This window comes from Microbacterium sp. F2E (assembly GCF_020905435.1).
Classification (GTDB): Bacteria; Actinomycetota; Actinomycetes; order Actinomycetales; family Microbacteriaceae; genus Microbacterium; species Microbacterium lacticum.
The window spans coordinates 110,508-124,479 of record NZ_JAJJIB010000008.1 but is presented as its reverse complement, the minus strand read 5'-3'; the positions used below and the strand labels follow the sequence as shown (position 1 = coordinate 124,479).

Here is a 13,972-nt window from a genome sequence, read left to right as displayed (position 1 = left end):
CCACCGCGGCCGCACGGTGAAGCGCGGTGACGCCCGTGTAAATTCTCGAGTTCTCCCGGCTGGGTACGGTCACACCGTCGGCCGCCAGTGTGTACCTTCGTTTACGTGACAACATCCGACAGCTCACCCACCGCCGGCGAGACGCCCGAAACCCACGCCGAGACCTCGGCGGCCACCGAGACCGCCGACACCACCGCGGTCCCGCACCCGCTCGGCGCCTCGCACCCGCTCGCCCTCGCCCCGGTCGCCGGCCCCGCCAGTTCCGTCGACGGATTCGTGCGACAGTTCCTGCGCAACCTCAACTACGAGCGGGGCGTCGCCCTCTCGGCATCGAGTGACACCGACCGCTACTTCGCGTTGGCGCTCACGGTGCGCGACTACCTTATGGCGCGCTGGCTCGAAGACCTGCGCCGCCTGCGGGAGAAGCAGTCCAAGGGGGTCGCGTACCTGTCCGCCGAGTACCTGCTCGGCCGTCAGCTCGACAACAACCTGCTCGCGTCGGGGCTCACCGAGATCGCGACCGAGGCGATGGCCGCGTGCGGCATCGACATCGACGCTCTGCGCGCGCAGGAGGTCGAGCCCGGCCTCGGCAACGGCGGCCTCGGGCGCCTCGCGGCGTGCTTCATCGACTCGCTTGCGACCCTCAGCGTCCCGAACGTCGGCTACGGCATCCGCTACGAGTACGGCATCTTCCGCCAGACGTTCGTAAACGGCCAGCAGGTCGAGCAGCCTGACGCGTGGCTCACCCTCGGCTCGCCCTGGGAGTTCCCGCACCCCGAGGCGTCGCGGCGCATCTCGTTCGGCGGCCACACCGAGACCTACGACGACGAGGGCACCGAGCGCACGCGCTGGGTGCCGGGCTGGCACGTGCAGGCGGTGCCCTACAACTACATGGTGCCGGGCTACCTGAACGGCCGCGTCAACACGCTGCGGCTCTGGAGCGCGAAGGCGACCGACTCGTTCGACCTGCGCGTGTTCAACTCGGGCGACTACGAAGAGGCCGTCCGCGCCCAGACCTACGCCGAGAACATCTCCAAGGTGCTCTACCCCGAAGACTCCACCCCGCAGGGCAAGGAACTGCGGCTGCAGCAGCAGTACTTCTTCGTCGCGGCATCCATCGGCGACTTCCTCGAGCAGCTGCCCGAGGACTTCGACCTCACGACCCTGCCCGACCGGATCATCTTCCAGCTGAACGACACGCACCCGGTGATCGGCGTGCCCGAGCTCATGCGCGTGCTCGTCGACGAGAAGAAGATGGACTGGGATGCCGCGTGGGCGATCACCCAGAAGTGCTTCGCCTACACGTGCCACACGCTGCTGCCCGAGGCCCTCGAGGTGTGGTCGGTCGACCTGCTCGGGCGCCTGCTGCCGCGCCACCTCGAGATCATCTACCGCATCAACGAGGAGTTCCTCGACGAGGTGCGCGAGCGCTACGGCGACGACGAGATGCGCATCCGCAACATGTCGATCATCAGCGAGTTCCCCGACCGCTCGGTGCGCATGGCCTACCTCGCGACCGTCGCGGGCTCGAAGGTCAACGGCGTCGCCGAGCTGCACTCGCAGCTGCTGCGCGAGAAGGTGCTGCCCGACTTCAACGAGTTCTACCCGGGCAAGTTCACGAACGTGACGAACGGCATCACGCCGCGGCGGTTCATCCGGCTCGCGAACCCGGGGCTGTCCGACCTCATCACCGAGGCCATCGGCACCGGCTGGTCGACCGACCTCGAGCGGCTCCGCGAGCTCGAGACGTACGCCGAGAACCCCGACTTCCGCGCGGCGTTCGCCGAGGTGAAGGCGGCGAACAAGCGCCGCCTCGACCGGGTGCTGCGCGCCCGCGACGGCTTCGAGATCAGCGACGGGCACCTGCTCGACGTCATGGTCAAGCGGCTGCACGAGTACAAGCGGCAGATGCTCAAGGTGCTGCACATCGTCACCGAGTACGAGCGGGTCGTGTCGGGGCGGGTCGCCGCGTCGGACATCCAGCCGCGCACGTTCATCTTCGGTGCGAAGGCCGCGCCCGGCTACGTGATGGCCAAGCGCATCATCCACCTGATCAACGCCGTCGGCGAGGTCGTCAACGCCGACCCGCGCGTCGAGGGTCGCCTGAAGGTGCTGTTCCCGCCGAACTACAACGTGACCCTCGCCGAGCGGGTGATCCCCGCGGCCGACCTGTCGGAGCAGATCTCGCTGGCCGGCAAAGAGGCATCCGGCACCGGCAACATGAAGTTCGCGCTCAACGGCGCGCTGACGATCGGCACCGACGACGGCGCGAACGTCGAGATCCGCGAGCTCGTCGGCGACGAGAACTTCTTCCTGTTCGGCATGAGCGAGCCCGAGGTCGAGGCGCTGTGGGCGCGCGGGTACAAGCCCGCGGAGTTCTACCAGGCCGACGAGAACCTGCGCCGCGCGATCGACCTGATCGCGTCGGGGGCGTTCTCGGGTGGCGACAAGAGCGTGTTCGAGCCGATCGTGTCGAACCTGCTCTACGACGACCGGTTCATGGTGCTGGCCGACTACTCGTCGTACATCGCCGAGCAGGCGAAGGTCGACGCCGCCTATGCCGACCAGGATGCCTGGACGCGCTCGGCCATCCTCAACGTTGCCCGGTGCGGGTTCTTCTCGTCCGACCGGGCGATCCGCGACTACATCGACCGCATCTGGCACACCCCGCCCGTGCTCTGAGGTCTCTCGGCGAGGCGCGCGCGCCCGGTCAGCGGGCGTAGCGGCGGGTGAAGGCGGCGAGGATCGTGCCGGTGTGGGTGACCGGCAGGCGCCGCACCGCGTCGAGGGTCAGGTCGAGCTCGCCCGGGGCGAAGTAGCCGTGACCCGCGTACGCCCGGATGCGGGTCGAGATGCCCTCGACGTCGAGCTCGGGGTGGAACTGCGTCGCATACACGTTCTGCCCGACCCGGAACATCTGGACGGGGCACGTCTCGCCCCGCACGAGCAGGGTCGCCGACGACGGCAGCACCGTGATCGCCTCCTTGTGTCCGACGAAGGCGGCGAACGTGTCGGGCAGCTCCGCGAGGAGCGGGTCGACCGCGCCGGCTGCGGTGCGGGTCACCTCGACGACGCTGATCGGTTCACGGTATGTGCCGTCGATCACCGCACCCTCGTGCGCGCCGACCGTGCCGATGCCGTAGCAGGCGCCGAAGAACGGGACGTCGCGCGCGATCACCTCGTCGAGCAGCCCCGAGATCTCCGCCTCGACGCGCCGCTGCACCGCCGACTTCGCCTCGACGGGATCGGAGGCGTTGAAGGGTCCGCCGCCGACGAAGATGCCCGACCAGTCGTCGAGGTCGATCCGCCCGAGCGGCTCCGCCTCCAGCCGTCGCCGCACCAGCTGGTCGTCGCGCAGGCCCGTGTACCGCAGGAAGAGCTCGTACTCCTCGTCGGCCGGCACATCTTCGGCGCGGGTGGCGAGCAGCAGGAACGGCTTCACGAGGCATCCACCGTCGTGTGCGCGCTCTGCACCGACGCGATGTATGTCGTGATGGCATCGAGGGTCGCCGCGACCGCGGGGTTGCGTGGCCCCTCGTCGCGCGCGACGGCCCAATAGGCGAGCGGATGCGCGTAGGCGCCGTCGAGCACCCGCACGAGGCGCGGGTCGGCGTCGCCGAGGAAGTCGGGCAGCAGCCCGATGCCGGCGCCCGCCGCGGCGCCCTCGACGTGCGCGAACACGCTCGTCGACCGCAGCGACGGGGGTGAGCCCGGCAGCTCCTGCAGCGCCCGGTCGAGCTCGTCGACCTGCAACGAGCTCTCGACGTAGTAGACGAGGGGATGCCGCGACAGCTCGGCCACGCTCTCAGGGGCGCCGTGGTCGGCCAGGTACGCCGGCGTCGCGTAGAGCCGCAGCGCGTAGGCGCAGACCGGCGTCGCGAACGCGCGGAGCACCTGCGGCCGTCCGACGACGATCTCGAGGTCGACGCCCGAGCGGTTCTGCCGCACGCGCTGCGTCGCCGAGAGGAGCTCGACCGACAGGCTCGGATGCTCGGCGCGGAGCGCCGTCATCGCGGGCGCGAGAAACACCGAGGTGAAGGCATCCGGCGCGCTCACCCGCACCATGCCGTGCACGAGGTCGCCGCCCTCACCCTCGACGAGCTCGCGCAGCGAGCGCTCGATGCGCTCGGCGACCGCGACGGCGCGGCGCCCGAGCGCCGTGACTTCCCAGCCCCCGGCCGTACGCACCAGCACGCGGCCGCCCATCGCCGTCTCGAGGGCCGCGATCCGCCGCGACACCGTCGAGTGGTTGACGCCGAGCACCTCGCCGGCGGCGGTGTAGCGGCCGAGACGCGCGACCGAGAGGAAGGTCATGAGCGCCTCGATGGGCAGCTCCGGGGGAGCGTCGGACGGCCGAGCGGACATGCCGCCCAGTGTGCACCAGCGCACAGTCGTAGTGCAAATTTCGCGGCGGTCTGTGCATTGATCTGCACACTCCGGCGTGCCTACAGTGAGAGCGACCGCACTCGCTGAGGAGCGCGGCGACCTTCGACGACGCAGGGAGCAGCAGCCATGTCGACCATCGCCTTCATCGGACTCGGACGGATGGGCGTGCCCATGGCCGCGCACCTGGTCGCCGCCGGGCACACCGTGCGCGGCGTGGAGATCAACCCCGCCGCGGCCGACGCAGCCCGGGCTCACGGCATCGAAGTCGTCGACTCCGTCGCCGCGGCGCTCGCCGGCGCCGACGCGTGCCTTACCTCGCTGCCGAAGCCCGAGCACGTCAGCGCCGTCTACGGCGGCGACGACGGGATCTTCGCGCACGCCGAGGCATCCACGGTGCTCATGGACACCTCGACGGTCGACGTCGAGACCTCGCGCTGGTGCCACAGCGAGGCCGAGGCGCGCGGGCTCACCTTCGTGGATGCCCCGATCTCGGGCGGCACCGCCGGCGCCGAAGCCGGCACGCTGACCTTCATGCTCGGGGGAGCGCCCGACGACGTCGCCCGCGCCGCTGAGATCGTCGACCCGATGGCCGGCAATGTCATCGCCTGCGGCGAGGCGGGCGCCGGGATCGCCGCGAAGCTCGTCAACAACATGATGCTCTTCATCGGGGTCATGGCGATGTCGGAGGGCTCGCAGCTCGCCGAGCAGCTCGGCCTCGACGCGAAGACGTTCTGGGACGTCGCGCGGGTCTCGTCGGGCGACTCGTGGCCGCTGCGCACCTGGTACCCCGTGCCGGGCGTGCTCGAGAAGTCGGCCGCCAACAACAACTTCGACCCGACGTTCTCCGTCGACCTGGCCCGCAAGGACTGCGGACTCGCCGTCCAGGCCGGCGACACCACCGGCGTCAACCTGCCCGCCGCCCGCCTCGCCCTCGCGCAGCTCGACGAGCTCATCGACGAGGGCCTCGGCGGCAAGGACTGCACGCTCGTGGCGAAGCTGGCTTCGCCGGACGGCACGCTCCGCGGCTACGACCCCGCACTCGACCGCACTCTCGAAGGAACCCGCGCATGAGCACCACGATCGACACCCCCGTCCTGACCGCCATCCCGCACGTCATCGGAGGCGAACGCGTCGCCGCCGACGGGCGTACCGGCGCCGTCTTCAACCCGGCGACGGGCGCGCAGACGGGCGAGGTGGCCCTGGCATCCGCTGCCCTCGTGCAGGAGGCGGCCCGCACGGCGCAGGCCGCGCAGCGGGGGTGGCGCGCGACGGGCCTCGGCAAGCGCCAGCAGGTGATGTTCCGCCTGCGCGAGATCATCTCCTCGCGCGCCGAGGAGCTCGCCCGCATCATCACCGCGGAGCACGGCAAGACCGTGCCCGACGCCCTCGGCGAGGTCACGCGCGGGCTCGAGAACGTGGAGTTCTGCACGTCGCTCATGCATCACCTGAAGGGCGAGTACTCCGAGCAGGTCGCGGGCGGTATCGACGTGCACCAGGTGCGTCAGCCGATCGGGGTCGTCGCGTGCATCACGCCGTTCAACTTCCCCGCGATGGTGCCGCTCTGGATGGTGACGACGGCGATCGCCGCCGGCAACGCCGTGATCCTCAAGCCCAGCGAGCGCGACCCCTCGGCGGCCAACTGGATCGCCGACGCGTTCGCCGAGGCGGGGCTCCCCGCCGGCATCCTGAACGTCGTGCACGGCGACAAGGAGGCCGTCGACGCGATCCTCGACGACCCGATCATCCGGGCCGTCTCGTTCGTGGGGTCGACGCCGATCGCGAAGTACATCTACACGCGCGCGGCCGAGAACGGCAAGCGCGTGCAGGCGCTCGGCGGCGCGAAGAACCACATGATCGTCATGCCGGACGCCGACCTGGATTCAGCGGCGGACGCCGCGATCTCGGCCGGTTACGGCTCGGCGGGGGAGCGCTGTATGGCGGTCTCGGTCGTCGTCGCGGTCGGCGACGTCGCCGATGCGCTCGTCGCGAAGATCGCCGAACGGATGCCTGCGGTCACGGTCGGCGACGGCACCGAGCCCGGCGTCGAGATGGGCCCGCTCATCACCCGCGACGCGCTCGAGCGGGTCACGGGCTTCGTCGCCGGGGCGGAAGCCGAGGGCGCGCGCGTCGTCGTCGACGGGCGCGAGCTCGCCGTCGACGGCGACGGGTTCTTCATCGGACCCTCGCTCGTCGACGAGGTCGCCCCGGGCATGCGGGTCTACGACGAGGAGATCTTCGGTCCCGTGCTGTCGGTCGTGCGGGTCGGGTCGTACGACGAGGCCGTCGCGCTCATCAACGACAACCGCTATGCCAACGGCACCGCCGTCTTCACCCGTGACGGCAAGACGGCGCGTCAGTTCGAGTTCGACATCGAGGTCGGCATGGTCGGGATCAACGTCCCGATCCCCGTCCCGGTCGGCGCGTTCTCGTTCGGCGGGTGGAAGGACTCGCTGTTCGGCGACACGCACATGTACGGACCCGAGGCGTTCCAGTTCTACACGCGCCGCAAGGTCGTCACCACCCGCTGGCCCGAGCCGAGCGAGAGCCAGATCAGCCTCGGGTTCCCCACGCACTGAGAACGCACGCGGGGTGTGCCGCGCCGCGCGCGATGACGCGCGGCGCGGAGACGGGTGCCGCCAGCCGGGACGGTTAGGCTGGCGGCATCCATACAACGGAGGTTCAGATGGCGATCGCACGACTTCACGGCGGCCCCCTCGACGGGCAGGTCCTGCCGCTCGACGACGAGACCGAGGATGCCCTGGTCATGCCCTACAGCGAGACGCAGGTCGTCTACATGCGCAAGGGCGGACTGGAGAACACGGGGGAGGGCGACGGGCCCACCTCGAGCGACTTCTACTACTTCGAGGCCGAAGACGACATCGACCCCGACGCCGACCGCAACCAGTGAGTCGGGCGTGAGCGGCGAGGTCGTCCGCGGCGACGAGCCGAGCCGTTCGCTCGAGATCGAGCTGACGTTCGACGTCGCGGACGATCTCGCCGTCCCCACCTGGGCGGGCCTTCCGGGCGTGGCATCCGTGGATCCGCCCGAGCGGCGGGAGCTCGACGCGCAGTACTTCGACGTGCCCGGCTTCGCGCTCGGCCGCGCCGGCTATGCCGTGCGGCGGCGCACCGGCGGCCCCGACGAGGGCTGGCACATCAAGGGGCCGAAGGGCGCAGAGGGCGGCCGCGTCGAGCAGCACTGGCCGCTCGGCGGCCCCGACGACCCCGCGTCCGCGGCCCTCGTCGCCGCCCTCGCCCCGGTCGCACCCGCGGCTGCCGAGCCGGGCGCCCTCCGCCGCATCGCGCGCATCCGCAACGGCCGCGACGCGTACCTGCTGCGGGATGCCTCGGGAGCCGTCGTCGCCGAGTTCGTCGACGACCACGTCACCGCCCTCGACGAGACCCGCGGAGTGGAGACGACCTGGCGGGAGTGGGAGTTCGAGCTCGGACCCGCCGCGCCGGGCGACGCCGACGCGCGCGCCGCGCTGCTCGCCGCCGCGACCGGGATCGCGCTCGCGGCCGGGGCCCGCCCCGCGGCATCCGACTCGAAGCTCGCTCGCGCCCTCGGGCTCTGACCTCACACAAACGGCGAACGCCGCCCCCGGCTTCGATGGGGCGGCGTTCGTCGTGTGGGTGCCAGGTTACAGATTGATCATGTGGCCCGCGAGCCCGTGGAACGCCTCCTGCAGCGCCTCCGACAGCGTCGGGTGCGTGTGCACGTTGCGCGCCAGCTCGAGCGCGGTGAGGTCCCACTTCTGCGCGAGCGTCAGCTCGGGGAGGAGCTCCGAGACATCCGGTCCGATGAGGTGGCCGCCGACGAGCTCGAGGTGCTCGGCATCCGCGATCAGCTTGACGAAGCCGACCGGCTCGCCGAGGCCGTGCGCCTTGCCGTTGGCCATGAAGGGGAACGTCGCGACCTTGTACTCGCGGCCGGTCTCCTTGTACTGCGCCTCGGTGTAGCCGAACGAAGCCACCTGCGGCGAGCAGAACGTCGCGCGCGGCATCATGCGGTAGTCGCCGAGCGCCATGGTCTCGGCGCCGCCGATGGTCTCCGCCGCGACGACGCCCTGCGCCTCGGCGACGTGTGCGAGCTGCAGCTTGGCGGTCACGTCGCCGATCGCGTAGATGCCCTCGACGTTCGTGCGCATGAAGTCGTCGATCGCGATCGCACCGCGGTCGGTGAGCGCGACGCCGGTGTTCTCGAGCCCGAAGCCCTCGACGCGCGGCGCGAAGCCGATGGACATGAGCACCTTGTCGGCCTCGATCTGACCCTTCTCGCCGGTCTTGTTGTCGGAGTACGTCACGGTGACCTTGTCGCCGGAGTCGACGACGGTCTCGACCTTCGTGGCGACGAGGATGTCGACGCCGAGGTTCTTGTACTGCTTCGCGATCTCCTTGGAGACATCCGCGTCCTCGTTGGGGAGGGCACGGTCGAGGAACTCGATGATCGTGACCTTCACGCCGTAGTTCGTCATGACGTAGGCGAACTCCATGCCGATGGCACCGGCGCCGACGATGACGATCGAGCCGGGCAGCTCGCGCGAGAGGATCTGCTCCTCGTACGTCACGACGTTCTCGCTCAGGGTCACGCCCGGCAGCAGTCGAACGGTCGAGCCGGTCGCGATGATCACGTTGTCGAACGTGACCTCCTCGGTCTGACCGTCAGTCTTCGTCACCGTGATCGCCTTCGGGCCGGTGAACTGCCCGCGGCCCTCGTACTCGGTGACCTTGTTCTTCTTCATCAGGTAGTGGATGCCCTTGACGCGCCCGTCGGCAACGACGCGCGACCGGTCGAACGCCGCGCCGTAGTCGGCGGTGAACTCACCCGAGATGCCGAAGAAGTCGGCCTTGTGCTTCAGGGTGTGCACGACCTCGGCGTTCTTCAGGAGCGCCTTGGAGGGGATGCAGCCGACGTTGAGGCAGACACCGCCCCAGTACTTCTCTTCGATGATCGCGACGGACTGACCGAGCTGTGCGGCGCGGACCGCTGCGACATAGCCGCCGGGGCCGGCGCCGAGGACGACGACGTTGTAATGAGGCATGCCTCCAGCCTAGTCCTCGGTGCGACGGCGCTTCGCGGCCGAGGTGGCGGTGAAAACCGCGATGAGCGCGGCGAAGATCGCCACTCCCGCGCCGATCCAGACCGCCGGCGACATGCCGCCGTCACCGGCGTCGTCGGCCGGTGCCGACTCGGTCGGGGAGGGTGCGGTGCCCGTCGGGGCGACCGCGGCGGGAGAGCTCGCGGCGGGCGAGCTCGCGGCGGGAGAGCTCGCCGATGCCGACGCCTCGGGGGACGCGCCCGATCCGCCCGCGACGGTGAAGGTGAACTGGTCGGAGACCGGATGCCCGTCGCTCGAGACCACCCGCCACACGACCGTGACGAGGCCGGGCGCCGCGGACGCCGCCAGCGGCTGGGTGACCTTCGTGCCGTCGAGCACGGGATCGCCGCCCGTGATGTCGGCTCCGGAGGCATCCGTGACCACGATCTGCGTCGTGCCCGCCCCGTCGATGAGCACGCCGCTGAAGGTGAGGGTGATCTCGGCCGGCAGGGCGTCGACCTCGCTGCCCGCCGCCGGTGACGAGCCGATCAGCTCGTCGTGCGCGAAGGCCGGCGAGGCGACGAGTGTCAGCGCGAAGCCCACGATGAGGGCGAGAAGAGCGGTGGCGGCGGAGAATGGACGCGGCGTGTGAATTCTGTGTGACATCACCCGCCCAAGCCTAGGCGAGCCTGTCGCGCCGCGGCCGTGCGCGGTACGGTGGCGGCAGGCGGGCGGCCTGCGACCCCGTTGACGATCGCAGGTCCCGGTGCCCGTCTCCGATCGAGAGCGGGTGCGAGATGGACTCCATGATGATGGACGCCATGTCCGAGGGCATGATGGCGATGGACGGCATGGCGGCGATGGACATGGCGATGATGCAGGCGTGCATGGATGCCTGTGCTGCTGTCGAGCAGGCCTGCACGGTCTGCTCGACGCAGCTGATGGACTGCGCTCCGGCGTGCATGAACTGCGCCGACATGTGCCACACGATGATGCGCTCGATGCTGCGCATGCAGGGGATGACCGCGCCGGTGATGATGGCGATGCTCGACGCCTGCATCGCGATGTGTCAGATGTGCGAGGACGAGTGTCGCGCGCACGCCGACGAGAGCCCCGTCTGCGCGATGTGTGCCGACGCGTGCCGCGCGTGCATGGACGCCTGCATGGCGGTCAAGGAAGCCATGATGGCCTGAGCCCAGCGGGCTGGGAGCTCACCGGACGTGAGCGATGCCTCGATCGCTCAGAGCGCGAGGCAGTTGAAGAGGTGCCCGCCCACCGAGAGGGCGTGGTAGCGCGGGTGGAAGGCGACCGGGGTGCCCGGCACGAGGTGATGGGCGGCGCCCGCGCCGCTCCACAGCGCCAGCGGCGCGCCATCGAGCGTGTGCAGCAGCAGGCTGCCCTCCGCGGCATCCACCGTGGTCACGATCGCGTCGAGCCATTCGCCGGGCGTCGCCGAGGCCAGGCGCGCCTGGATGAGGTGCACGGCGTGCCCGGGAGCGAACGAGGAGCAGGCCCGGCCGTGCACGCACATGCAGACCGCGCCCTGACGCACCGGGGTGGTCTCGAGGCGGTTGCGGGGCGTGGACACGGGGTGCTCCTTCGGTCGGTACGGCGATCGTGAGACTTCACGGTACGTCGGGCGCGTCGCCCGCCGCGCACCGAGCGACACACGGAGCAACATTCGGTGGGGCGCGGGCAGCCCGCGAGGGGTTCGCGGGACGGGCCGATCCGTTAGGGTGAAGAGGGAGGAGGACGCCGTGAACGAGAACGAGACGGGCGCCGTACGAGGCGCCGAAGACATCCGACGCGATGCGGGTGCGGCGCGCTCCGTGGATACCACGCAGACCTTCGGGCACGACTCCGACCTGTCCTTCACCCCGTTCGGCAGTGATCTGACCGACGCCGAGCTCGAGGCGATCGCGGCCCTCCCCGAGCGCGCGGCGCTGCTGCTCGTGCGCTCCGGCCCGACCGCGGGCGCGCGCTACCTGCTCGACACCGATGTGACGACGATCGGGCGCCACCCCGAAGCGGACATCTTCTTCGACGATGTGACGGTCTCCCGCCGGCACGCCGAGGTCACCCGCACGGGCGGCTTCTTCGAACTCGTCGACCAGCGCTCGCTCAACGGCACCTACGTCAACGGCGAGCGGGTCGACCGCGCCGTGCTCGACGACGGCGCGGAGCTTCGCATCGGCAAGTTCCGCCTGAACTTCTTCCTCTCGCCCGCCGACCGCGCAGCGGTGGCTGGGGCGTGACGCCGGCAGCCTCACCCCGCGGACGCTCGGCGGCCGCGGGGCACCTGAGCATCGGTCAGGTGCTCGCACGTCTGACGCCGGAGTTCCCCGAGCTCAGCGCGAGCAAGCTCCGCTACCTCGAGGAGCAGGGGCTCGTCACGCCGCTGCGCACCGAAGCCGGCTACCGCAAGTTCTCGCCGTCCGACGTCGCGCGCCTGCGCACCGCGCTCACGCTGCAGCGCGACCATGACTTCAAGCTGGCACGCATCCGCGAGTACCTCGACGCCCACGACGGCGAGGAGGGCGTCGTGCTGCCGCCGTCGATCCTCGAGGCACCGCGCCGTTACCGCCGCGACGAGCTGCTCGCCACCGCGGGGGCGTCGCCCGCGCTTCTCGAAGGCGCCGTGAGCGCCGGCCTCGTGACCGCGGGGGAGAGCTACGACGAGCGCGCCCTGACCCTCCTGCGAGCCCTCGTGGCGCTGGGCGCCCATGGCATCCAGCCACGGCACGTCCGCGGCATGCGGCAGGCCGCCGAACGCGAGGTCGCCCTCGTCGGCAGCGCGCTCGCGCCGCTCCTGCGCCGCACCGACGCCGCCTCGCGGGCGCGGGCGAACGAACTCGCCCCCGAGCTGCTGCGCCGACTCGACGAGGTGCGCGCGGCGTTCGTGACCGCGGCGCTCGACCGGCTCGCGCCGTGAGCGCGGCGCGACACGCCGACGGCCCGAATGCGGATGTCGTTGCCGGTGAGGCACCTCTGATCTACCGTGGAAGCACATCGGCTGGAGGCGCAAATGAGCGAGCATGACGTGCCCGGTGACGCGCAGTTCGGGTCCGAGCTGCTGTTCACCGACGGGCTGCCGCAGATGGACGACGAGGTCGGCTATCGCGGTGCGGTCGCCGCTCGCGCGGCCGGCATCACCTACCGCCAGCTCGACTATTGGGCCCGTACCGAGCTGGTGCAGCCCACCGTCCGCGGGGCGAAGGGCTCAGGCTCGCAGCGGCTGTACGGCTTCCGCGACATCCTCGTTCTGAAGCTCGTCAAGCGCCTGCTCGACACCGGCATCTCGCTGCAGCAGATCCGCACCGCCGTCGACCAGCTGCGCGCCGCGGGCATCCGCGATCTTGCGGGTACGACGCTCATGAGCGACGGCGCCTCGGTGTACCTGTGCACGTCGAACGACGAGGTCATCGACCTCGTCAGCCGCGGCCAGGGAGTGTTCGGCATCGCCGTCGGCAAGGTGCTGCACGAGGTGGAGTCGACCCTGCTCGACTTCGACCCGCAGGCGCCCGACCCGGTCGACGAACTCGCGGCACGCCGCGCCGTCCGCTCCGCCTGACGGCGCGCGTCGGCGTCAGCCGGTCACGACATCAGGGATCGCCGAGCCGCGTGAGCGGATCGGAAGCGATCAGGCGCGCTGTTCGCCGGCCGCGATGCGTCCGGTGCGCATGACGCGGTCGAGCAGCGCGTCGAAGTCGCCGGCGAGCTCCTGAGCGGAGTCGCCCGGCCAGATGTGCAGGGGCTTCGCCGCGCCCTGCGCCTGCTGCAGCGAGGTGCGCTCGGGCAGCTGCGGAGAGAGCACGAGCGGCCCGAACATGTCGCGGAGCTCCTTGATGCGGAACTGGTGCTCGATCGACTGTGGACGCACGCGGTTGACGACGATGCCGAGGGGCTGCAGGCGTGGCGACAGGCCGCGGCGGATCTCCTCGATCGCGCGGAGCGCCCGGTCGGCGGCAGCCACCGAGAACAGGCCGGGCTCGGTGACGACGATGACGCGGTCCGACGCCGCCCACGCGGTGCGGGTGAGCGCGTTGAGCGACGGCGCGCAGTCGATCAGCACGAGGTCGTAGTCGACCTCGATCGTGGCGAGGGCCTCCTCCAGCTTCCACACGTCGCGCACGCTCGGGTGCGGGCCGTCGAAGTTGATCGCCGAGGGGCTGCCGATCATCACGTCGATCGTGCCCGCGTGCACCTTCGCCCAGCCGCTCGAGGTGATCGCCTGACGGACGACCTTCTCCTTGGGGTTGGCGAGCACGTCGGCGACGTTCAGGCGCCCGGCGACCTGGATGTCCATGCCCGTCGACACGTCGGACTGCGGGTCGAGGTCGACGACGAGAGTCCGCACGCCGCGGGCGAACGCCGCAGAGGCGAGGCCGAGCGTGACGGTCGTCTTGCCGACACCCCCCTTGAGTGAGGAGACGGAAAGTACGTGCACGAGGCTCTACGTTACCGTCCCCTAGGCTGTGAGGACACTCAGCTGTCCACTTGGCACCCCCGGCGTGTGATGTCGCACGCCGGCCTCTCCGTAAGAGGTG

The 13,972-nt window shown here is 70.6% G+C and carries 15 protein-coding genes; 9 read left to right on the top strand and 6 right to left on the bottom strand.

Going from position 1 to position 13,972, the window contains the following annotated elements:
• Positions 1-276: 276 nt before the first annotated feature.
• Entirely contained in the window at positions 277-2,682 is a 2,406-nt protein-coding gene (locus LOK55_RS08230; RefSeq protein ID WP_229934997.1) for a glycogen/starch/alpha-glucan phosphorylase, read from the top strand.
• A gap of 28 nt (positions 2,683-2,710) precedes the next feature.
• Here the strand turns inward: LOK55_RS08230 and LOK55_RS08225 are convergent, their stop codons facing one another.
• The gene (locus LOK55_RS08225; protein ID WP_229934977.1) at positions 2,711-3,442 is read right to left on the bottom strand and encodes a glutamine amidotransferase; all 732 of its coding nucleotides are present in this window, start codon (positions 3,440-3,442) and stop codon (positions 2,711-2,713) included.
• Complete coding sequence (locus LOK55_RS08220) at positions 3,439-4,314, bottom strand: LysR family transcriptional regulator (protein ID WP_229934996.1); 876 nt, start codon at positions 4,312-4,314, stop codon at positions 3,439-3,441. Before LOK55_RS08220 ends, LOK55_RS08225 begins: the two co-directional genes overlap by 4 nt.
• A 198-nt stretch (positions 4,315-4,512) precedes the next feature.
• Between LOK55_RS08220 and LOK55_RS08215 the strand changes: the two genes are divergently transcribed.
• The 4 genes from LOK55_RS08215 (at position 4,513) to LOK55_RS08200 (ending at position 7,961) form a co-directional block, all read left to right on the top strand.
• Positions 4,513-5,457 (top strand): NAD(P)-dependent oxidoreductase, encoded by a 945-nt coding sequence (locus LOK55_RS08215; RefSeq protein ID WP_141378602.1) that lies wholly within the window; start codon positions 4,513-4,515, stop codon positions 5,455-5,457.
• On the top strand, positions 5,454-6,962 hold the full coding sequence (locus LOK55_RS08210; RefSeq protein WP_141378604.1) for a CoA-acylating methylmalonate-semialdehyde dehydrogenase: 1,509 nt from the start codon (positions 5,454-5,456) through the stop codon (positions 6,960-6,962). The genes LOK55_RS08215 and LOK55_RS08210 overlap by 4 nt, the downstream gene beginning before the upstream one ends.
• A gap of 107 nt (positions 6,963-7,069) precedes the next feature.
• Positions 7,070-7,294: a response regulator gene (locus LOK55_RS08205; RefSeq protein WP_141378606.1), complete on the top strand. Its 225-nt coding sequence runs from the start codon at positions 7,070-7,072 to the stop codon at positions 7,292-7,294.
• Positions 7,295-7,301: 7 nt separating this feature from the next.
• Positions 7,302-7,961, top strand: coding sequence for a CYTH domain-containing protein (locus tag LOK55_RS08200; RefSeq protein WP_141378608.1), 660 nt, complete (start codon positions 7,302-7,304; stop codon positions 7,959-7,961).
• 66 nt (positions 7,962-8,027) lie between these two features.
• Here the strand turns inward: LOK55_RS08200 and lpdA are convergent, their stop codons facing one another.
• Both lpdA and LOK55_RS08190 read right to left on the bottom strand, forming a co-directional pair.
• Positions 8,028-9,428, bottom strand: a complete 1,401-nt coding sequence (gene lpdA / locus LOK55_RS08195) for a dihydrolipoyl dehydrogenase (RefSeq protein WP_141378610.1) — start codon at positions 9,426-9,428, stop codon at positions 8,028-8,030.
• 9 nt (positions 9,429-9,437) lie between these two features.
• Positions 9,438-10,091, bottom strand: coding sequence for a copper resistance protein CopC (locus tag LOK55_RS08190; RefSeq protein WP_229934976.1), 654 nt, complete (start codon positions 10,089-10,091; stop codon positions 9,438-9,440).
• A 131-nt stretch (positions 10,092-10,222) separates the two neighbouring features.
• Here LOK55_RS08190 and LOK55_RS08185 point away from each other — a divergent pair, with 131 nt between their 5' ends.
• The gene (locus tag LOK55_RS08185; RefSeq protein WP_229934975.1) at positions 10,223-10,618 is read left to right on the top strand and encodes a hypothetical protein; all 396 of its coding nucleotides are present in this window, start codon (positions 10,223-10,225) and stop codon (positions 10,616-10,618) included.
• A gap of 47 nt (positions 10,619-10,665) precedes the next feature.
• Here the strand turns inward: LOK55_RS08185 and LOK55_RS08180 are convergent, their stop codons facing one another.
• Positions 10,666-11,013, bottom strand: coding sequence for a hypothetical protein (locus tag LOK55_RS08180; protein WP_229934974.1), 348 nt, complete (start codon positions 11,011-11,013; stop codon positions 10,666-10,668).
• A gap of 169 nt (positions 11,014-11,182) precedes the next feature.
• On the opposite strand from LOK55_RS08180, the gene LOK55_RS08175 reads away from it, so the two are divergent.
• From LOK55_RS08175 to LOK55_RS08165, 3 genes are all read left to right on the top strand, one after another.
• A complete protein-coding gene (locus tag LOK55_RS08175) occupies positions 11,183-11,680 on the top strand; it encodes an FHA domain-containing protein (RefSeq protein ID WP_374107637.1) in 498 nt (165 codons plus the stop codon).
• Positions 11,677-12,357 carry a MerR family transcriptional regulator gene (locus LOK55_RS08170; RefSeq protein WP_229934973.1) on the top strand — a complete coding sequence of 227 codons (681 nt, stop codon included), beginning with the start codon at positions 11,677-11,679 and terminating at the stop codon, positions 12,355-12,357. The genes LOK55_RS08175 and LOK55_RS08170 overlap by 4 nt, the downstream gene beginning before the upstream one ends.
• Before the next feature lie 93 nt (positions 12,358-12,450).
• Positions 12,451-12,996: a MerR family transcriptional regulator gene (locus LOK55_RS08165; protein WP_141378620.1), complete on the top strand. Its 546-nt coding sequence runs from the start codon at positions 12,451-12,453 to the stop codon at positions 12,994-12,996.
• Between the two features lie 69 nt (positions 12,997-13,065).
• On the opposite strand, the gene LOK55_RS08160 is transcribed toward LOK55_RS08165, so the two are convergent.
• Positions 13,066-13,872: a ParA family protein gene (locus LOK55_RS08160; protein WP_196325020.1), complete on the bottom strand. Its 807-nt coding sequence runs from the start codon at positions 13,870-13,872 to the stop codon at positions 13,066-13,068.
• Positions 13,873-13,972: the final 100 nt, after the last annotated feature.

Bases quoted from the DNA above. Each gene is read 5' to 3' on its own strand.
- LOK55_RS08220 (WP_229934996.1), bottom strand. From the start codon at position 4,314: ATGACCTTCCTCTCGGTCGCGCGTCTCGGCCGCTACACCGCCGCCGGC.
- LOK55_RS08215 (WP_141378602.1), top strand. From the start codon at position 4,513: ATGTCGACCATCGCCTTCATCGGACTCGGACGGATGGGCGTGCCCATG.
- LOK55_RS08210 (WP_141378604.1), top strand. From the start codon at position 5,454: ATGAGCACCACGATCGACACCCCCGTCCTGACCGCCATCCCGCACGTC.
- LOK55_RS08205 (WP_141378606.1), top strand. From the start codon at position 7,070: ATGGCGATCGCACGACTTCACGGCGGCCCCCTCGACGGGCAGGTCCTG.
- lpdA (WP_141378610.1), bottom strand. From the start codon at position 9,428: ATGCCTCATTACAACGTCGTCGTCCTCGGCGCCGGCCCCGGCGGCTAT.
- LOK55_RS08190 (WP_229934976.1), bottom strand. From the start codon at position 10,091: ATGTCACACAGAATTCACACGCCGCGTCCATTCTCCGCCGCCACCGCT.
- LOK55_RS08185 (WP_229934975.1), top strand. From the start codon at position 10,223: ATGGACTCCATGATGATGGACGCCATGTCCGAGGGCATGATGGCGATG.
- LOK55_RS08165 (WP_141378620.1), top strand. From the start codon at position 12,451: ATGAGCGAGCATGACGTGCCCGGTGACGCGCAGTTCGGGTCCGAGCTG.